Origin of the sequence: Thaumasiovibrio clandestinus, from assembly GCF_047250365.1 — a bacterium.
Classification (GTDB): Bacteria; Pseudomonadota; Gammaproteobacteria; order Enterobacterales; family Vibrionaceae; genus Thaumasiovibrio.
Genome location: NZ_JBLBVL010000002.1, coordinates 61,337 through 81,390 on the forward strand (window position 1 = coordinate 61,337; position 20,054 = coordinate 81,390).

Consider the following 20,054-nt stretch of genomic DNA (forward strand, 5'->3'; position numbering starts at 1 on the left):
CTGTGATTGATGTGACTGACTCATAACTGTATTAATATACAGTTATCTTGGCTTGTCAATAATTTGAGGAAAATTCCCCCGCACTTGATTGCAGCAGCGCAGGGGACAATTACTATACGTACTCAGAGGATGCGGTCCTTTTCCCACTGCGCCTGTTTTGCCGCTTTGGCTTCGCGAGCTTTGCGACGATCACAGGGTTCAGGGCAATCACACTCCTTGTCGATACCAACAGCCCCTAAACCACCACAACTACCACTGATCGTTTTTTTCTGAATAATGTAGCCAATTGCCATCGCTGCAATGACCAGTAAAAAAACTGCAAATGTGGTCAAGAAAATAACCATAAATTACCTCTTTATTGAACAAAAGGCTTAAAGCCTTCCGACATATAAGATTCAAAACCGTCATCTGTCTTTTTAATTAGATAGACTTTAAGGCCGTATTCTTCTGCGATTGCCATCGCGTCTTCTGGTCCTGCCACCATCAAACCTGTTGCTAACGCATCAGCCGTCATACTCGATGGGTCGATAACCGTCACGGAGACCAAACGATGATTAATCGGCTTTCCTGTTTGTGGATCAATAGAATGTGAGTAGCGGATACCATCACGTTCATAATAGTTGCGATAGTCGCCAGATGTCGCAATCGCATTCTCACCAACGGTGATCACTTCTTGAACCGCGCGTCCCTCTTCTACCGGTTTTTCGATAGCAATACGCCAAGGTACACCTTCGCCATTGTTACCTTTAATCCGCAATTCACCACCAATTTCAACTAAGTAATTGTGTACACCGAGGGTTTCCAAATACTCAGCCACAACATCTACGCCATAGCCTTTAGCAATCGATGACAAATCAACATACAACTCAGGAATCGTTTTGGTCAGCATAGTTCCATTCACTGCCAGCTTCTCTATTCCAGTCATTGATCTGCGCTGTGCTAATTCCTCATCAGTTGGGATAAGTTCAGGTTTAGCGTCAGGGCCAAAACCCCATAAATTAACTAAAGGGCCAACAGTGACATCGAGTGCACCACGGGTGACATCACTTACACGAATCGCTTCTTTAACGACCTTAGCTGTCGCTTCCGATACTGCAAACGGTTCAGCCGTTTGGTGTTGATTGAAACGTGAAAGCTCAGAGTGGGGGCGATAGGTCGACATCTGATCATTAACCAACTCAAGTGCGGCATCAATCTCAGCTTGTATCGCCTCACTACTCGGCAAGCCATCCTGAGCGACATACTTTATGACGTAGTAGGTACCCATGGTATTACCGTCAATCTGTACTAATGCAGGACGTTGTTTACCACACGCCACCACGCTTATCGCCAGCATTAAGATCACTAAAGGTTTGATTAGCTTAGAATACATTTATGCTTCCTTTATGACGAAAAAGGCTGATCGTCAACACGATCAGCCAATAGTGATTGGTCTGGTTTAGCAGTGATTAGCCGCCAAAGTCATCCAGAAGGATGTTCTCATCCTCAACACCAAGGTCTTTCAGCATGCCGATAACAGCCGCGTTCATCATTGGTGGACCACACATGTAGTACTCACAATCTTCAGGCGCTTCGTGATCTTTCAAGTAGTTCTCGTAGATCACGTTATGAATAAAGCCGGTGTAACCATCCCAGTTATCTTCTGGTAGTGGATCAGACAGAGCAACATGCCACTCGAAGTTGTCGTTATCTGCTGCAAGCGTATCGAAATCTTCAATGTAGAACATTTCACGCTTAGAGCGAGCACCGTACCAATAAGTCATCTTACGCTTAGATTTCAGGCGTAGAAGCTGGTCGAAGATGTGCGAACGCATAGGTGCCATACCAGCACCACCACCGATAAAGACCATCTCGTTGTCAGTTTCTTTTGCAAAGAACTCACCGAATGGGCCTGAAATCGTACAAGTGTCACCTTCTTTTAGTGACCAAATGTAAGAAGACATCACGCCTGGAGGCGCGTCAGGGTTATTTGGCGGCGGCGTAGCAATACGCACGTTTAGCTTAATAAGCCCTTTCTCTTCTGGGTACGATGCCATTGAGTAAGCGCGGATCGAGTGCTCTTTAACAATCGACTCAAAGCGGAACAAGTCAAACTTATCCCAATCTTCACGGTACTCTTCTGGTACATCAAAATCTGAGTATTTAATGTGATGTGGTTCAGCTTCGATCTGAATGTAGCCACCCGCACGGAATGGAACTTCTTCACCTTCAGGAATTTTAAGCACCAGCTCTTTAATGAAAGTGGCTTCATTATCGTTCGAGATAACTTCACATTCCCACTTCTTAACACCAAAGATCTCTTCTGGTAGCTCAATTTCCATATCAGATTTAACGGCAACCTGACAGGCTAGACGCTCACCTTCACGAGCTTCACCCTTTGTGATGTGATCCAGTTCGGTTGGTAGAATATCACCACCGCCTGATTTCACTTTCACACGGCACTGACCACAAGAGCCACCACCACCACACGCAGATGAAACAAAAATGCCTGCACCCGCCATTGCGCCCAGAAGCTTGTCACCCGGAGAGGTAATAAATGCTTTTTCTGGATCGCCATTTACTGAGATAGTCACATCACCTGATGGAACCAGCTTTGATTTAGCGAACAGAATCACTAAAACCAATGCCAGGATAATCAGAGTGAACATCACTACGCCAAGAATAATATCCATTGACTTTTCCTTTTATCCTGATTACAGCTGCACGCCGGAGAAAGACATAAAGCCTAGCGCCATCAAACCAACTGTGATGAAGGTAATACCAAGACCACGTAGGCCAGGAGGTACATCTGAGTACTTCATCTTCTCACGTAGACCCGCTAACGCAACAATCGCCAACATCCAACCAATACCTGAACCAAAGCCGTAAACGACGGATTCTGTAAAGGTGTAGTCACGTTGAACCATGAACGATACACCACCGAAGATGGCACAGTTTACTGTGATCAACGGTAGGAAAATACCCAGTGCGTTATACAGTGGTGGAAAGAAACGATCCAAGATCATTTCTAGAATCTGTACTAACGCCGCGATAACACCGATAAAGGTGATAAAGCTAAGGAAAGTCAGATCCACACCCTGCATCAAGGCATTTTCACGTAGAACTAGGTTATAAATCAGGTTGTTAACTGGAACCGCAATTGACAGTACCACGGTAACAGCAATACCTAGACCGAAAGAGGTTTTCACCTTCTTTGATACGGCTAGGAAAGTACACATCCCCAAGAAGAAGGAGAGCGCGAGGTTCTCGATAAAAATCGAACGAACCAGTAAGCTAATGTAATGTTCCATTAGTAAATTACTCCTTCGCTTCTACTTGTTCAGGGCGAATAGTACGAATGATCCAAATCATGAAACCAATCAGGAAGAACGCAGATGGTGCAAGAATCATCATACCGTTTGGTTGATACCAGCCACCTTCAGAAACAAGCGGCAGTACCTGTAGACCAAACAACTGGCCAGAACCAAACAATTCGCGGAAGAAACCAACAGTGATCAGAACAAAGCCGTAACCAAGACCATTACCGATACCATCAATAAATGATGGCAGTGGTGCTGATTTCATCGCATACGCTTCTGCACGTCCCATAACGATACAGTTAGTAATAATCAAGCCAACGAAAACAGAAAGCTGTTTAGAGATTTCATAAACAAAGGCTTTCAATACTTGGTCAACAAGAATTACTAAGGATGCAATAATCGCCATCTGACAGATAATACGCACACTGTTAGGAATGTGGTTACGGATCAGAGAAACGAACAAGTTTGATAATGAAGTAACGAAAATTACCGCTAATGTCATTACAAAGGCTGTTTCCAGCTTCGTTGTTACTGCCAATGCCGAACAAACACCCAACATTTGCAAGGCAATTGGGTTGTTATCCATAATCGGTGCAAACAGCACCTTCTTCATTTCTTTAGTATCAGCCATTATTCAGGCCCCCCTCACGCACTTTAGCTAGGAATGGACCAAAGCCTTTATCACTTAGCCAGAAGTCGAAGGTATTTTGAACACCATTTGCTGTCAGGGTTGCACCAGACAGACCATCTACACCGTGCTTATCGCCTTGCGGTGCGCCACCTTTAACGATACGAAGCGCTGGCTTGCCATTTTCATCAAACAGCTCTTTACCAACGAACTGGCCACGCCAACGTGGGTTCTCGATTTCACCACCTAGCCCAGGTGTTTCACCCTGCTCGTAGTAAGTGATACCCGCTAGCGTATTACCATCAGTTTCAATCGCAACGAAAGCGTACATCATTGACCATAGGCCGTTACCGTGCATCGGTAAGATCATCATATCGATATCGTCACCACTCTTAACCAAATAAACTTTGGCTAGATTGGCACGACGACCGATCTGTGCAACATCGTCACCACCCAACGCGATGGATGTATCGCTGCCTTTAGCGGCTAGACGCTGGTCGTAAGTTGCAGCATCGATTGATGTGTCAATTTCACCTGTTGCTAGGTTCACGATGACTTGGTCGATGTTCTGTTCGAACGTCTCTGTAATATTGACACCAGCCTCAAGAAGACCAGCAACAGACAGAATGTTACGCTGAACATCCAATACGGCGTTGCGCTGCTGCATTGGGCGCAGCGCAACCGCTGCAATTGATACCACGATTGAGCACACTAGGCTCAACGCGATAACAACCAACAGCGTTTTCTTCATGCTATCGTTATTACTTGCCATAGCGAGCGAGTCTCCGTTTCACGTTGCCCTGAACAACCAAGTAGTCAAATACAGGAGCAAACAAGTTAGCAAACAGGATGGCCAGCATCATGCCTTCTGGATAAGCCGGGTTAGCAACACGGATCATCACACACATTGCACCAATCAGTGCACCGTATGCCCACTTACCTTTATTAGTAAATGCAGCAGAAACTGGGTCAGTCGCCATGAACATCATACCAAACGCAAAACCACCTAGAACAAGGTGCCAATGCCAAGGCATGCTAAACATTGCATTGGTGTCAGAGCCAATAATATTAAATAGCGTCGCAGATGCCGCCATACCGAGCAATGTGCCAAGGATAATACGCCAAGATGCGATCCCCATGTAGACAATCATCGCTCCGCCCAGAATGATAGCAAGGGTAGAAACTTCACCAATCGAGCCTGGGATTTTACCGATGAACGCATCCATCCAAGTAATTGCATCGCCAGTTACGTTATGAACAACGCCACCTTGACCCGCATTAGCCCACTGACCCAGTGCTGTAGCACCTGAGTAGCCGTCGGCTGCGGTCCAAACCAAATCACCAGAGATTTGTGCTGGGTAAGCAAAGAACAAGAATGCACGACCCGCTAGCGCTGGGTTTAGGAAGTTGCGGCCTGTACCACCAAAGATCTCTTTAGCAACAACAACACCGAACGTAATACCTATCGCCGCCTGCCATAGAGGCATGGTTGGCGGTACGATTAACGCAAACAAAATAGAAGTAACAAAGAAGCCTTCGTTTACCTCATGCTTACGCACCATACAAAATAGGACTTCCCAAAATCCACCCACTGCGAAGACAACAGCATAAATAGGGAGGAAGTAAGTCGCACCTAGGACCATCTTGGTGAACCAGCCACCTTCAGTCAGGCTACCCGCTACCATTTCGGTCAGCCAGTAGTGCCAGTTACCAGCAATAACATTCGCTAGTTGCTCTCCGACATACAGGTGTTCAAGCGCAACAATCGCTTGATGACCACTGTTATACATCCCCCAGAACATCGCAGGGAAAACAGCGAACCATACCATGATCATGATACGTTTCAGGTCAACGCTATCACGCACATGTGATTTCGCCGTCGTCACGGTACCTGGGGTATACATTAGGGTTGCAAATGCTTCATACAATGCAAACCAACGCTCATGTTTACCACCTGGTTCAAAGTGGTGCTCGACACTCTCGAGCAAATTCTTCAGGCTCATGATTACCCTTCCTTATCAATCGTGTCCAAGCACTGACGCAGCATTGGACCAAAATCGTACTTACCAGGGCAAACAAAGGTACATAGCGCCAAATCTTCTTCATCTAGCTCCAACGCACCTAGCTCTTGTGCACTATCGATATCGCCAGCACACAGATCCCGCAGTAATAGCGTCGGTTCGATGTCCAGTGGCATTACCTTCTCATAGTTACCAATTGGCACCATGGCACGATCACTACCGTTCATCGATGTTGTCATATTAAACAACTGACCGCTAAACAGGTGGCTTAAGAAAGAACGTGTTACCGAGAACTTGTTCTTACCTGGAACAATCCAGCCTAACAGCTCTTTCTCGCGTCCTTCACGCAAAACAGACAACTGTTGTGCGTAACGACCAAGATAAGCGTGAGGACCAGTCGCATGTACGCCGCTTAGCACTGAGCCAGCAATAACACGAACTTCACCAGGCATTAGTTCATGATCGGTAATATTCACCACTGATGCGCCACGACAGGTTTTAATCAAACGCGGGTTGTTAACAACTGGGCCAGCCAGTGCTACAACGCGATCAGTGTAAATTTCACCAGATAAGAATAAGTTGCCGTAAGCAATAACGTCTTGATAGCCAATATGCCATGCTTGTGTTGCCACATTAACTGGGTACAAGAAATGCATGTGTGTACCAACAAGACCAGCTGGGTGTGGGCCGTTGAATACATGCTCTTCGACGTTTGGCTGTTCGCAACGCGGTAGGCTAGTACCTGCTTTACAAACATAAACTTTACCGTTTGTCAGGCGAGACAGAATCGTCAAGCCAGCTTTAAACGCTTCAGCATTCTCATTAATGATGATTTCAGGCTTTGCCGCTAACGGATTGGTATCCGTTGCCGTCACAAAAATAGCCTGAGTTTGCGCATCAACTGCTGGCACTTTGCTGAACGGACGAGTACGCATCGCGACCCACTCACCTGATTCAACCAGTTGCTCTACAATCGTGTCACGAGACAAACCAGCTAGGTCTGCTTGTGAATAGGCGTTAAAGGTAATTTGTTCATCACCTTCAACGTCAATCACTACTGATTGCAATACACGCTTTTCACCACGGTTAACTTCAATCACTTTACCGCTAGCAGGTGCTGTGAATTTGACGCCAGGATTCTTTTTGTCAACAAAAAGAACCTGACCCTTTTTCACTATATCACCAACACGCGAGTGCATTGTTGGACGCATGCCAACATACTCCTCGCCTAGCAAAGCGACGCGTTTGATGGTTTCACCATCATTAATCACCTGAGTTGGAGCTCCCGAAATTGGGATGTCCAGACCCTTTTTTATTGTAATCATACGCACTTGCACTACATTTATGGATAAAAGGAATTCGGTGTGTACTTTATTAAGCACAATAAAAGACCACGCCACATAAAATTCCATCGTCGGCTGGTCTTATAAGCCTTCACTGTATTGGGATACTGATGAAGACAAAAATTTAACTTGAATGATAGCATTAATCGACCCAATCTTGCTATCGTTGAACGTGCTATTCGCTGGCAAATTCAGCAAACGCACCCATGAGAAACAGCTCAACCATTAATTCATTGATCATAGTCATGCTAAGCTGCACTTTAAGAGCGAAAAAACGCTTGAATGGCAACTAAAATTGGTATCTAGAGTCTATGTTTCCCTAACATTTGCCGCGCAAATGAGAACAAACATCATAATAACATTCACATCCTCACAACCCACCTGACAAATTCCTCATATTGCGCAACCTAAGTAAATGATTGCTGTACGAGGTATAGATTTGATGAAACTGTGGATCATGACTAGCGAGTGTCAACAATAGATTATCGGTGTGCTGTTTTAGCACCGCTAAAACCACAGGCGGAAAACGTCTCAATACGACATTGTGCTCGTGAAGCATTGCATCTAAGGCTTGCTGATTTTTTATCAAGTATTTGCCTTCCAACTGCTCGTTTACCGTATGCATCGCCATCTCTAAGATACGCTGATAGTGTAATGGTAACGAATCAAATGCCGCTTGATTAACGAGAAATTCCATCTGTGTACTTGGTTCATGCCATGCTGGGTAATAATAATATCGCCCTAGCTGATGCAAACCAAAAGACAGATCATTGTAAGGTCCAACCCACTCCATTGCATCTATGATTCCCCGTTCGAACGCACTGTATAATTCATCCCCAGCTAACTGAATTGGAATCGCACCGATGCTTTTCAATACCGATGCGCCAAAGCCAGGAATTCGAATTTTCAGTCCTACTAAGTCTTCGACGCTTTCAATTGAATGATTAAACCACCCCCCCATCTGGGGGCCACTGTTGCCACCTGGGTAAGGGATGATTCCATATGGCGCATACAGTGAGCGCCATAACTCCAGTCCTCCGCCAAAATAGAGCCACCCGTTCATTTCCGCAGCGCGCATCCCAAATGGAACCGCTGAAAAGAAAGGAGCGGCGGGCATCAAGTCTTGCCAATAATAGGCACTCGAATGACCCATCTCAACCGTCTGCTTAGAAACGGCTCGAAATAACTCAAAGCTCGGCACGACTTCACCAGCACCATATACATCAATAATAAACTGTCCGCTACTGGCTTCCTCAACAAGCTTGGCCAGCTGCAAAGGTGCTTCGCCTAACCCTGGAAATTGCGCGGGCCATGTTGTGGCTAAACGCCAAACAACCGATTGATTATTCTTATTAGATTGCTGCGGCTCACACCCCAACAGCAACAGCAATAAACTCAGTAAAATCAATACTCGCATCTAAACGCCCCAACTACTCGCTCTAACATGAGCGATATCTCAACGTTGTTAAGCATAAACGTTGTTAAGCATAGCCCGCCTGAAAAAAATAGCGCTACTATCTACATTAATTCCGACCTACCTCTCGATTAAAAAGCAAAAAAGCCGTGCTAACGCACGGCTTTTTTATGGCTCACTATAATATCGCATTCGCTAAATCAACTACCAAATCTTACGCCACCTTTACATGATGGTGAATTACGCGCTCCATCATAGAGATTTTTCCACTCATTGCCGGTATAACTGTGAATCGCCAATGCATGTATTCGCTCACTTAACTCATGCGCTAAAACTTCATTAATGGCACGATGCCGTTGCAATAGCTTTTTGCCATGAAAATCATCACTGACAACAATCACTTTAAAGTGACTTTCTGCACCAGCAGGAACGTTATGCATGTAGCTTTCATTAACCACTTCTAAATGACTAGGAGTAAACGCATCGAGTAACTTTTGCTCTATCTTTTCTTTTATCATAACTCCCACCGTTACATCCTCATTATCGTTTCTAGATAAGCGTTCCCGCTTCCTATTGCAGATGTTTTTATTGCAGTTGTGACCCTATCTGCGACAATACCAATGAACTTTAAAAATAGCTTATAGTCACCATTAATGAAACCTATACTTACCATACGCGAACAGCACTTTACTTTAGAGCGCTTCCCCGCACGCGAAAATGACACCCTACAAGCGTGGGACGCTGCTGATGAATACTTGATCAACACATTGGCCGACCAGCCTCTCGATCCTACGCGTCCAGTCTTAATTTTTAATGACAGCTTTGGTGCATTATCACTATGGTTTTCTTCCCACCAGCACGTCTTTAACATCAGTGATTCCTATATTTCTCACCAAGGATGTCGGCACAATGTCCAACTGAATCAGTGTACTGAGCCGAACTACCTTGATAGCTTGAGCGCATTACCTGACAACGCTCAGTTGGTCATCATCAAAGTGCCGAAGAATAACCGCTTACTGTGTTGGCAGCTCGATCAAATCGCGGCTTCTGTACCGAGTGATTGCCAGGTCATTGCGGCTGGAAAAGTGAAAGAAATCCACTCTTCCACATTAAAAATGTTTGAGAAGCACCTTGGTGACACCACAACATCATTGGCCGTAAAAAAATCGCGGCTAATCTACTGCCAACCAGACGGAAGACGTCAAGCTATTACGCCCGCTATGTTGAACTGGACAGTACCAGAATACCAACTATCTCTATCGAACTACGCCAATGTCTTTGCCGGAGAGAAATTAGATATAGGGGCACGTTTTTTCTTAGAGCACCTTCCTCAAGACGCTCAAGCAAAGCACATTATTGATCTTGGCTGCGGCAATGGCGTCATCGGCCTGCACGCCGCCAGACTAAACCCTGAGGCAGACATAACCTGTGTCGATGAAAGCTACATGGCAGTTGCCTCTGCCAATTACAACGCCTCGCGCAATTTGCAACGTCACGAACAGCTGAAAGCTAAGGTGAATAACTGCCTAACCGACATGCCAGCCAGTTCTACCGACTGGGTACTTTGTAACCCTCCCTTCCATCAACAAAATGCCATTACCGACCATATTGCTTGGCAAATGTTCTGTGATGCCAAACACGTTCTCAAACCTGGTGGGAAACTACGCATTATTGGTAATCGCCATTTGGGTTATCATATTAAGCTTAAACGTCTGTTCGGAAACGTGAAGACAATTGCCTCAAACCAAAAATTCGTTATTCTTGAGGCAGAAAAACACCAACAAGGAAGACACCATGATTAAGAAGCTTGTACTGGCGGTTGGCATTTTGGCTCTAACGGCCTGTTCAGCGCCATCTGATCCCCAGCTTGTACTACAGTTAGATCCGCAAATTAGCATCGAGAACAACGGCCAAGGCACTGCCATCAGTGTGCAAACTCAAGATTTACGCAGCGCACAATTTCTTGCTTTGGTTGATACTGGGCGTGAACAAAAAACGCCGCTACATGCCAAGCAAAGCTTGCGAGTTACGTTTGAAGACGCTTTAGTCCAATTGCTGACCGAACAAGACTATCTGGTAAGCAATAGTAGTACAGGAACAATGCGAGTCGACATTTTAGACGCACTGTTAAACGTACAGCACAGTGTCATAAAGCATGAAATGGTCGCCAAAGCGCATGTTCAGGTGGTCGTTGAAAGCAATAAAGGCAAGTTTGTTAAACGCTTTACCGGAAACTCTAGTGCATCAGGCCTAGGCAGTGCATCGGTCGATGACATGAGTGCTATTCTCAGCAACCTAATGAGCAATGTGCTGTCTGAAATAAGCAATGACTCTGAACTTAATACGTATATTGTGGAGAACCTATGAAACACAAATTAGGAATAATGGCCGTTGGACTGTTGAGTTCATTTGCAGTATTGGCAACATCTGTTGAAGTAAAAACAAACCTTGGTGATATTACGATTCAGCTTGATGAGCAAAATGCCCCCATTAGCAGCGCTAACTTCTTGCAGTACGTTAATAACAACAGCTATAGCGACACTATTTTCCATCGTGTTATTCCCGGGTTCATGGTTCAAGGGGGAGGCTTTAATGTCGACCTAAAACAACAGCCGGCTCAGGCGCCCATAAAAAATGAATCAACGAACGGATTAAGTAACCAACGCGGAACCATTGCAATGGCACGTACCCAAGTTGTTGACTCTGCCACGCGCCAGTTTTTTATTAATGTTGTTGATAATACCTTTCTTGACGGCAGTGCTGCCAAACCAGGCTATGCCGTCTTTGGTCGAGTCACGTCTGGTATGGCAGTGATAGATGCGATCGCAGCAAGTCCAACGCAACGCAAGCAAAGAATGAGTGATGTACCGGTTGAACCGATTATTATTCACTCCATTCGAGTCTTGGACGAGTAATTAAAGCGTGATCTGTACACCAAAGAGCCACATTAGTGGCTCTTTTTTCTTATCTTTTACACAAGGGAGACTCAACAATACTTCTAGCTCGGTATACTGATGCTAGTGCAACCAACTAGGTAATTTCCATGCAAACACAAACGACGCCGACAGGATGGCGCGTCTATCTCGAAAAGAAAGTGCTCATTATGCTCTCTTTGGGGTTTTCTTCTGGCCTGCCGATTTTGTTAGTTTTTGGCACGCTCTCTTTTTGGTTGCGAGAAGCGGATGTCAGTCGAACTGAAATTGGATTTTTCAGTTGGGTTGGTCTTGCCTATGGGTTTAAGTGGGTCTGGTCACCATTAATTGACCGTTTCCCATTGCCGTTATTTTCCCGTCTTTTTGGGCGACGTCGTGGCTGGATGTTGCTTTCACAACTGATCATCACACTCTCTCTCATTGGCATGGGGATGAGCGATCCCTCCTACCAACTTCCCCTGCTTGCGCTCTTTGCTCTGATGGTCGCATTTGCATCGGCAACGCAAGATATCGTCATCGATGCTTATCGAATTGAGCTGGCTGAAGAACGATTACAAGCTGCCCTTGCCGCCAGTTACATGACGGGTTACCGTCTTGCTATGATTTTAGCCGGTGCAGGGGCACTGACTATTTCGGCTTGGTTAGGATCCGATAACGAATATGTTATCACTGGTTGGCGTTGGGCCTACTTTGTGATGGCCTCATTTATGCTGGTTGGTATTATCACTACCTTGCTGATAAAAGAGCCAAGCATCAACATGAAGGCGATTGAAGATCAAGAAGCCAGTTTCTTAGAGCGGTTAGAACAAAAAGGTGTGCATGGCAGAAAAGCCCGCTTTCTCTCTTGGCTCTATTCTGCTGTCTACCTCCCCTTTGCTGATTTTTTCCAACGCCATGGCAAAGGCGCGCTATTGATATTGGCCCTGATTGCGACCTATCGCATCTCCGATGTTGTTATGGGCGTCATGGCCTACGCCTTCTATGTTGATGTCGGCTTTAGCAAAACGGAAGTGGCTTCAATATCGAAAATTTACGGCGTAATTATGACACTGCTTGGTGCGGGGTTTGGGGGAATACTGGTCAATCGCTTCGGTACCATAAAAATCCTCACTCTCGGCGCGATTGTTGCAGCGATCACTAATGCGCTGTTTGTCGTGTTATCGTATACGGGCCCGAGTATTGCAATGCTCACCTTGGTCATTTCAGCCGACAATCTCGGGGCTGGTATCGCTACAGCGGCGTTCATTACCTATATTTCTGGCTTGACCAATGTTGCTTTTTCCGCCACTCAATATGCGGTTTTCAGTTCGATTATGTTGCTATTTCCTAAATTCGTTGCCGGTTTCTCCGGTCTTTATGTTGATAGGTTTGGCTATGATGTGTTTTTCTTTACCTCTGCGTTGATTGGTTTCCCTGTCCTATTATTAATCTATCTAGTCAATCGCCTTCCCGTCTCATCCCCCAATCAATAACCGATATGGCAACAGACACGCTGTCTGTTGCTACATAATCCCTGTTCACTCAAACAATCTCACATTAAACCAGCCCCGACTGTCTAGAAACGTTATTTTAACTATACTAACAACAAAATTTTAAACTTAATCCAACTTTAAAAGGAGATCGACATCACGTTTCCATCTAGGATGAAATCCATTACAGGCGATCGAGTTCACATTTAAATAATTTCTGCTTTAACGTTGCATTTATTTTTGTGACTCAAACCAATAAAATGCCGCCATAACATTCATCGCAGTGATACCAGTACGCGATACATACATTACACAACGGACCGAGAATAGCATTATGCGTAAAACACTATTAGCAATGAGCATCTTTGCCGCCACAGCAGCACCTGTAATTGCCGCTGATTATTCTGATGATATTCATAAAAACGATTACAAATGGATGCAATTTAATCTCATGTATGCATTTGATGAACTGCCTGGTGAGTCAAGCCATGACTACATGGAAATGGAGTTTGGTGGTCGCTCAGGGATTTTTGATCTTTATGGCTATGTTGATGTCTTTAACCTGACCAGCGATTCAAGCAGCGATAAAGCCAATGCCGATGCAAAAATGTTTATGAAGTTTGCACCGCGTATGTCTATCGATGCACTTACCAAGAAAGACCTCTCTTTTGGGCCAGTACAAGAGCTATATGTTGCTTCTGAAATTACATGGGACGGGGTCAACGGCCGTAATCTCGGTGAAGATTCCGATGGCAACCAAATTGGTACGTTCGGCGTAAACCAGCAAAAAATTGGTCTAGGCTCGGATGTTATGGTGCCATGGCTTGGCAAGATCGGCTTAAACCTGTACGGTAATTACGATTCAAACGTAAAAGATTGGAACGGTTACCAAATCTCAACTAACTGGTTTAAACCGGTTCACTTTTTCGATAATGGGTCATTCGTCGCTTATCAAGGCTACATTGATTTCCAATTTGGTATGAAAGATGAGTATGCTAGCTCAAGTAATGGTGGCGTGATGTTCAACGGCCTATACTGGCACTCAGATCGTTACTCGGTTGGTTATGGTCTCAAAGCCTATAAAGACGTTTATGGCATTAAAGACACCGATGCATTCAAGAGCACAGGCTTTGCACACTACATAGCAGCAACGTACAAGTTCTAATCTATCGTTGTTGTTGAAAATAACAGGCGCTGCGGCGCCTGTTTTCATATGGTAAAGTAATAGTCAACGTACCAAAAGGAAGCAACGCGTTGAACATTGCTATACTTGGGGCCGGGGCGATAGGTTCGCTATTGGCTGGCTTATTACAGCAGCATGGCCACCAAATTAACTTAATCACCCGTAGCCCTCATCCGTGCCACATCAATATTCGTCATCTAGACGGAACGGCACACGACTACCCCGTAAAAGTTAACCAACCACTGTTACGATGCGAGATGCTAATCGTCTGCGTTAAAGCGTTTCAAGTCGAATCTGCACTGAGTGCCTTAAGCAATACACTGCCAATAACGACTCCCATCGTTCTTTGCCATAATGGCATGGGTACCGCCTCTAATATCACTAAGGGTTTTCCAAACAACCCCATACTGTTTGCCTCGACATCACTGGCGGCGCGCCGATTATCCCTGGGGCATATCAAACACACCGGATGGGGCGAAACCTACATAGGGGCACTAACAGACGCTCACCCATCACCTGATGTCATCACTTCGATATTTTCAAGCGCAATGAAACACTGCTTATGGGATGACAATATCGCGATGAGACGCTGGCAAAAGCTGGCCATTAATTGCGCCATTAACCCACTCACCGCCATAAATGGGATTCGAAATGGCGACCTAGAACAGCCTCAATACCAACGTCAATTACTCGTCATTTGTGAAGAAGTCTCACAAGTTATGGCGGCGGAAGGGTACTCCTGTTCCCCTACAGCGCTGTTTAACAAGGTTAAACAGGTTATATTAGCCACCGCTGACAACTTTTCGTCCATGTATCAAGATATTCATCACCAACGCTGCAGTGAAATCGACTATATTAGCGGGTATGTCATCAAGCGTGCACAAGCACACCACATTTCAGTGCCAGAGAACGAGCAACTCTGGCTTAAAATAAAGCAACGAGAACAAAATTATGACCACAATTAATGTCGCTATCTGTATCGCACCCGGTACAGAGGAGATGGAAGCGATTAATGCCGCTGATATGCTGATCCGCGCCGGATTCAATGTCACTCTCGCCAGTGTTGCCTCAGATGGAGCGCTGATCATGCCAGGCTCTCGTGGCATAAAACTCGTCGCTGATACACGTCTGGTCGATATCGCCGATAATCAATATGATGCAATTGTCTTGCCTGGCGGGAAAGCGGGGGCTGAGTGTTTTCGGGACAACCCGCTTCTTGTGGAGTTTATTACTCAACATAAGTATGACGGTAAATTGCTTGCCGCCATCTGTGCAGCACCTGCCTTGGTATTGGAGCATCACAACCTATATCCAGAGGCACTAATGACATGTCACCCTGATTTCGTGGACCAGATCCCCGCGGATCGCTGGCGCACCAAACGGGTCTTCTTCGATGTGAACCATAACTTGCTCACTAGCCAAGGGCCTGGGACGTCGCAGGAATTTGCGTTAGAAATTATTGTCAAACTGGCGGGCAAAGCTAAAGCCGCTGAGGTGGCGGAGGCGATGATCGTATGGCCCAATATGAATTACACTGTCCTTGGCAAAGACTATCAGGCCTAACTTTCAGTTGGTGTGAGTTTTCCTAAACTCAGCGGTCGAGCGCCTTACCCTATTCTTTGGTGAGGCGCTAAGCACTCTCGGCAAAAATAGCGCCTTCCTGTACCCCTTGCTGTTGCAGCACTGCGCGTGATGCATCTACCATCGGCTTTGGTCCGCACATATAGACTTTACTGTTTTCTAACTTTTCAATGGCAGAAAAGTGCTCAGTGACGAAGCCGCGTCTACCTTGCCACTGTGTGTCATTACTCACGACAGGTAAATAGTTAAAACGAGGATACTGCTCCGCCCAGCGTGCAAATAGCGCAGCATAAATGAGATCTTCTTCTCGATTGGCACCATGCACTAGCGTCACCGCCACCGGCTTATCCAATAACGATTCGACCACGGCTTTAAATGGAGTAATGCCAATCCCTCCTCCCACAAGTACAATATTCTCCGCAGCGGGATCAACATGCAGTTCATGCCCAAGTGGTCCCTCTAATACAACTGGTGAACCTAACGTAAACTGCTCGAACACTCTCTCACTGCCATAACCATTTGGAACATATTTAACTGTCACACTCACTCGTTTATCACGCTGGTTGTAAGACGATATTGAGTAGGCCCTAAATAGCTCGTGCGGCTCAGATTGAATACGAACTAACAAGAAGTCCCCAGCGTGATAATCAAGCTCTTGTTCCGTTTCAAACCAAATTTCACGCACATCTTGTGCAAGCGCATTCATCTCTACAATCGTCGCATTCACACGCTTTCTGCGCTCACCAACCGGTGATACAGGCGTAACATCATCAATAAGCTTTACCGTCTGCTCTGTGGCCAAAGCCAAAATTCCTGCCGGGCAGTTTTCAACACACGTAGAACAACGGATACAATTAGGGTTGTCTAGCTGCTGCTGGTGAGAGAACTCCGTATACGGTGATAATTGCATTGGACAAACTCGCGCACACTTGCCGCATTTGTGACATAAATCCGGTTGAATTAATGAAACTTTCTCATCGGTATAGCGTGTTACGCCACTTTTACGACCCAGCTTATACATCGCTTTTTGCATCGAGCCCATTGGACAAAAATGGCACCACGTCCGTGGGTGAATGGTTAACCCTAACGTAGACCCAATGAGCGTAACAGAGATATACGTCATCACAAAGACCAGCCCCAAGCCATCCCAAAATTGCGAGCTATCTACACTGTAGTTTAAGAAAACACCCCAAATACGACGGCTAAAGTTAAAGAAAAACCACCCCAAAAAAGCGATAGCAAACAGCTTGGAGCGAAGAAAGGCTGGGGCTTGTCGATTGCGGCTAAACGGCAGCAATAAATGATCGTATAAGCTGCCATGACCGCAAACATTCCCACACCAGTAACGTCCCTTAAAAAACGAGAAAAGCAATAACCCCAACATCACAGCCATGACGCTTAGTCCCAAACGCGGGAAATAGAGCCCACCTATCGCTACCAACAAAGAATAGAGATAACCATACTTCCTTACTGACGTAAAAATGCGGTTAGCTTTCACTTGATATACTGCACTCATCATTAACCTTTACTAATTTAGCATTGACTTAATTAAAGAGTACATTAGCTAAAGCTAATAGAGGTTGCAAATTGGGAGTGTAAGAGAGTGTTACGGCAGATGAAAAAAAACCCATCCTGATGGGATGGGCTTATGATGACGATCAACGTAGGTTAAAACGCAGCAATGGCTATGGGCGATAAACCTTTACATTCGCAAAACCGTTTTCTTGCAAGTACAGCGCCTGTAAGCGGCTCATAACGCCACGATCACAATACAAAAGATAAGTCTTTGATTGATCAAGATCGCCGAACTGTGTCGCCAATTTATAGAAAGGCAGATGCTTCACTTCAATGCCATCTAACTCTAATGGATTTTCATCTTCTTCATCAGGGCTACGAATATCAAGTACGACGGCATTCTCTTCAATTTTCTCGACTTGCTCAACCTCAGGAGCCTGTTCTAAGCTCTCCGTATCGATCTTGCGTATGTCCATGACACGGGCGTTCGCCACTACGTCATCCAACAGTGCGAAGTTGAATTTCGCCTCTTCAGCTTCCAACTTCTCTTTAACCGCTTTGACTGTCGGGCTCTTCGAGATCACACCACAGAATTCTGGCATCGTTTTGGCAAAATCTTCAGTACCAATTTTACGCGCCACATCGATAATGTCTTCTTTATCCCAGTTAATCAATGGGCGAAGGATCAGGCTATCAGTCACACCATCAATATGGCGTAAGTTGGTTAACGTCTGGCTCGATACCTGCCCTAACGCTTCACCAGTCACCAGCGCTTGAATGCCAAAACGCTCTGCCACTTTACCTGCGGCACGCATGAACATACGCTTCAATACAACGCCCATCTGGCCATCATCGATCTTTTCAAGAATTTCAGCCACAACCGGCTCGAAATCAATCGAGATAAATTTAACTTTGGCAGACGACCCATACTTATTCCAAAGGAATGATGACACCTGCTTAACGCCGATTTCGTGGGCTGGACCACCTAAATTAAAGAAACAGTAGTGAACCTTACTGCCACGCTTAATGTGCAAGTAGCTCGATACACCGGAGTCAAATCCACCCGAAATCAAGCTCAATACATCCTCTTGTGTCCCTAGAGGGAAACCACCCAAACCTTTGTGACGCGCCAAAACTTGATTCAGTTTTTCGTTCGCGACTTCAATGTTAACGGTGACTTGAGGTTTCTTTAGTTTCACCGAAGCCGTTTCTACCGCTTGGTTCAAACCACCACCCACATAACGCTCTAACTCAATCGAGGTGAAGTCATGCTTTCCGCGTCGTTTGGCGCGCACACAGAATGTTTTACCTTCGATCTGATCACGGACAAGGGCTAGCGTCTGCTCATAAATATCATGCAGATCAGTAAACTCACTTTGCTGAACTTCCAGCGCGTGATGAATCCCCGGCGTTGTCGTTAAAACTTCCAGAATCAATTCGCGCTGCGAAGAGTCCTGGGCAACGACCTCTATATGATCACGACGGTTGTAGACCGCAACAGCGTCCGTTTTACGTTGCAGGATAATACGGATGTTACATTCCAGTATCTTGGTAAAACGCTTACGCACAGATTCGCTTTTTACAAAAATTTCTGGATGCGGTTTAACAATAAATTTCATATCACGCTTCGCTACTTGAGGCTAAACAAAGGCGCGGATTATACCCTATGCACAGGAATTGGTGAACTCATCACCACAATAAAAGCCACGCACTCAGTGTCAATAAAGCCAGTTTCTATCTATCTGCGTCATTTTGAGAAGACACTGGATCACTGTAATGCGGTTTTCCTTGCTGTATCGCAATCTCTACCCGACGATTTATACGCTGTCCCTCTTCCGTTGTGCTATCACTCAACGGTGCGGTATCGGCCATTCCGATCACCCGTAAACGGCGATGATCAAAGCCACGAACGCTCTCCATCTCTTGGGCTACCGAGACCGCTCGCTGTGCAGAGAGATCCCAGTTTGACCGGTAGAGTTCAGAGTCAAATGGACTGCTGTCAGTGTGTCCCATAATTGTCACTTCACCTGGCACATCACTCACCAACAAGGCGATTTGACGCACTAATGGCCGAAACTTAGGTTGTAAAAAGGCGGATCCAGATGCAAACGCCCCTTGCTCTTTAATTCGAATGACCAACTGCTGCCCCAATAACTCCAGTTCAATCGTCCCCTCCGCGATGTCACGTTGCAACGCATTTTCAATCACATCAGCCAGTTGGCGCTGACGCTGCGCTTGCTCGATATCTTGACTGTCATTATCTCTTGGGGCGGCCACTTCCACTTGTCCTCCGGCAAGTTTACCGACATCACGCTGCATTCCTCGCGCTCGCTCCATCTCCCCTTCGTGGAAATCAAGTGACCGCTTTGTCATATCTATGGTTTGTTGCATAATCACTTCAATGGGGGTCGGCTCTGGACGGCCCGGTCGAAACTCTTGAGCAATAACACTGGTGCCTTTGGGTATGTCTTTCACTTCCAGCGCATTTTGCACACCAAAAGCAAACTTCATCGATCCCGCAATTTGTCTAAATTTAAGCACGTCCATCTCTGAAAAAGAGAGTAGCAAGACAAAAAAGCACATTAGCAACGTCGCCAAATCTGCAAATGTTGCCATCCACTGCGGAGCTCCCGGTTTACACTTACACTTTACAGGTGAGTCCATCTCG

General features: G+C 45.7%; 20 protein-coding genes. 7 read left to right on the forward strand and 13 right to left on the reverse strand.

The window, feature by feature from the left end; genetic code table 11:
* Nucleotides 1-122: 122 nt before the first annotated feature.
* From nqrM to bolA, 10 genes are all read right to left on the reverse strand, one after another.
* Nucleotides 123-344 (reverse strand): (Na+)-NQR maturation NqrM, encoded by a 222-nt coding sequence (gene nqrM, locus ACKLNH_RS03285; protein WP_413110825.1) that lies wholly within the window; start codon nucleotides 342-344, stop codon nucleotides 123-125.
* 11 nt (nucleotides 345-355) lie between these two features.
* Complete coding sequence (locus ACKLNH_RS03290) at nucleotides 356-1,372, reverse strand: FAD:protein FMN transferase (RefSeq protein ID WP_413110826.1); 1,017 nt, start codon at nucleotides 1,370-1,372, stop codon at nucleotides 356-358.
* A 76-nt stretch (nucleotides 1,373-1,448) separates the two neighbouring features.
* Nucleotides 1,449-2,672, reverse strand: a complete 1,224-nt coding sequence (nqrF, locus tag ACKLNH_RS03295; protein WP_413110827.1) for an NADH:ubiquinone reductase (Na(+)-transporting) subunit F — start codon at nucleotides 2,670-2,672, stop codon at nucleotides 1,449-1,451.
* Nucleotides 2,673-2,693: 21 nt separating this feature from the next.
* A complete protein-coding gene (gene nqrE / locus ACKLNH_RS03300) occupies nucleotides 2,694-3,290 on the reverse strand; it encodes an NADH:ubiquinone reductase (Na(+)-transporting) subunit E (RefSeq protein WP_413110828.1) in 597 nt (198 codons plus the stop codon).
* A gap of 7 nt (nucleotides 3,291-3,297) precedes the next feature.
* On the reverse strand, nucleotides 3,298-3,930 hold the full coding sequence (locus tag ACKLNH_RS03305; RefSeq protein WP_413110829.1) for an NADH:ubiquinone reductase (Na(+)-transporting) subunit D: 633 nt from the start codon (nucleotides 3,928-3,930) through the stop codon (nucleotides 3,298-3,300).
* A complete protein-coding gene (locus ACKLNH_RS03310; RefSeq protein WP_413110830.1) occupies nucleotides 3,923-4,699 on the reverse strand; it encodes a Na(+)-translocating NADH-quinone reductase subunit C in 777 nt (258 codons plus the stop codon). Before ACKLNH_RS03310 ends, ACKLNH_RS03305 begins: the two co-directional genes overlap by 8 nt.
* Nucleotides 4,689-5,930, reverse strand: a complete 1,242-nt coding sequence (locus tag ACKLNH_RS03315) for an NADH:ubiquinone reductase (Na(+)-transporting) subunit B (RefSeq protein WP_413110831.1) — start codon at nucleotides 5,928-5,930, stop codon at nucleotides 4,689-4,691. The genes ACKLNH_RS03310 and ACKLNH_RS03315 overlap by 11 nt, the downstream gene beginning before the upstream one ends.
* Nucleotides 5,931-5,932: 2 nt before the next feature.
* Nucleotides 5,933-7,273, reverse strand: a complete 1,341-nt coding sequence (locus ACKLNH_RS03320) for a Na(+)-translocating NADH-quinone reductase subunit A (protein ID WP_413110832.1) — start codon at nucleotides 7,271-7,273, stop codon at nucleotides 5,933-5,935.
* Nucleotides 7,274-7,661: 388 nt separating this feature from the next.
* Nucleotides 7,662-8,708, reverse strand: coding sequence for a TRAP transporter substrate-binding protein (locus ACKLNH_RS03325; RefSeq protein WP_413110833.1), 1,047 nt, complete (start codon nucleotides 8,706-8,708; stop codon nucleotides 7,662-7,664).
* Nucleotides 8,709-8,905: 197 nt separating this feature from the next.
* On the reverse strand, nucleotides 8,906-9,223 hold the full coding sequence (gene bolA, locus ACKLNH_RS03330; RefSeq protein WP_413110834.1) for a transcriptional regulator BolA: 318 nt from the start codon (nucleotides 9,221-9,223) through the stop codon (nucleotides 8,906-8,908).
* 135 nt (nucleotides 9,224-9,358) lie between these two features.
* Between bolA and ACKLNH_RS03335 the strand changes: the two genes are divergently transcribed.
* The 7 genes from ACKLNH_RS03335 (at nucleotide 9,359) to ACKLNH_RS03365 (ending at nucleotide 15,853) form a co-directional block, all read left to right on the forward strand.
* A complete protein-coding gene (locus ACKLNH_RS03335; protein ID WP_413110835.1) occupies nucleotides 9,359-10,507 on the forward strand; it encodes a methyltransferase in 1,149 nt (382 codons plus the stop codon).
* Entirely contained in the window at nucleotides 10,500-11,072 is a 573-nt protein-coding gene (locus tag ACKLNH_RS03340; RefSeq protein WP_413110836.1) for a YajG family lipoprotein, read from the forward strand. The genes ACKLNH_RS03335 and ACKLNH_RS03340 overlap by 8 nt, the downstream gene beginning before the upstream one ends.
* Entirely contained in the window at nucleotides 11,069-11,620 is a 552-nt protein-coding gene (locus tag ACKLNH_RS03345; RefSeq protein ID WP_413110837.1) for a peptidylprolyl isomerase, read from the forward strand. Before ACKLNH_RS03340 ends, ACKLNH_RS03345 begins: the two co-directional genes overlap by 4 nt.
* A gap of 128 nt (nucleotides 11,621-11,748) precedes the next feature.
* The gene (locus tag ACKLNH_RS03350; protein WP_413110838.1) at nucleotides 11,749-13,110 is read left to right on the forward strand and encodes an AmpG family muropeptide MFS transporter; all 1,362 of its coding nucleotides are present in this window, start codon (nucleotides 11,749-11,751) and stop codon (nucleotides 13,108-13,110) included.
* 331 nt (nucleotides 13,111-13,441) lie between these two features.
* Nucleotides 13,442-14,272 carry a nucleoside-specific channel-forming Tsx family protein gene (locus tag ACKLNH_RS03355; protein WP_413110839.1) on the forward strand — a complete coding sequence of 277 codons (831 nt, stop codon included), beginning with the start codon at nucleotides 13,442-13,444 and terminating at the stop codon, nucleotides 14,270-14,272.
* A gap of 89 nt (nucleotides 14,273-14,361) precedes the next feature.
* Nucleotides 14,362-15,255 (forward strand): ketopantoate reductase family protein, encoded by an 894-nt coding sequence (locus ACKLNH_RS03360; RefSeq protein WP_413110840.1) that lies wholly within the window; start codon nucleotides 14,362-14,364, stop codon nucleotides 15,253-15,255.
* Nucleotides 15,242-15,853: a DJ-1 family glyoxalase III gene (locus ACKLNH_RS03365; RefSeq protein ID WP_413110841.1), complete on the forward strand. Its 612-nt coding sequence runs from the start codon at nucleotides 15,242-15,244 to the stop codon at nucleotides 15,851-15,853. The genes ACKLNH_RS03360 and ACKLNH_RS03365 overlap by 14 nt, the downstream gene beginning before the upstream one ends.
* A gap of 67 nt (nucleotides 15,854-15,920) precedes the next feature.
* Here the strand turns inward: ACKLNH_RS03365 and ACKLNH_RS03370 are convergent, their stop codons facing one another.
* From ACKLNH_RS03370 to ACKLNH_RS03380, 3 genes are all read right to left on the reverse strand, one after another.
* A complete protein-coding gene (locus tag ACKLNH_RS03370; RefSeq protein WP_413110842.1) occupies nucleotides 15,921-17,390 on the reverse strand; it encodes a 4Fe-4S binding protein in 1,470 nt (489 codons plus the stop codon).
* 166 nt (nucleotides 17,391-17,556) lie between these two features.
* Nucleotides 17,557-19,005 (reverse strand): tRNA uracil 4-sulfurtransferase ThiI, encoded by a 1,449-nt coding sequence (gene thiI, locus ACKLNH_RS03375; RefSeq protein WP_413110843.1) that lies wholly within the window; start codon nucleotides 19,003-19,005, stop codon nucleotides 17,557-17,559.
* Nucleotides 19,006-19,120: 115 nt separating this feature from the next.
* A complete protein-coding gene (locus tag ACKLNH_RS03380; protein ID WP_413110844.1) occupies nucleotides 19,121-20,050 on the reverse strand; it encodes a flagellar motor protein MotB in 930 nt (309 codons plus the stop codon).
* Nucleotides 20,051-20,054: the final 4 nt, after the last annotated feature.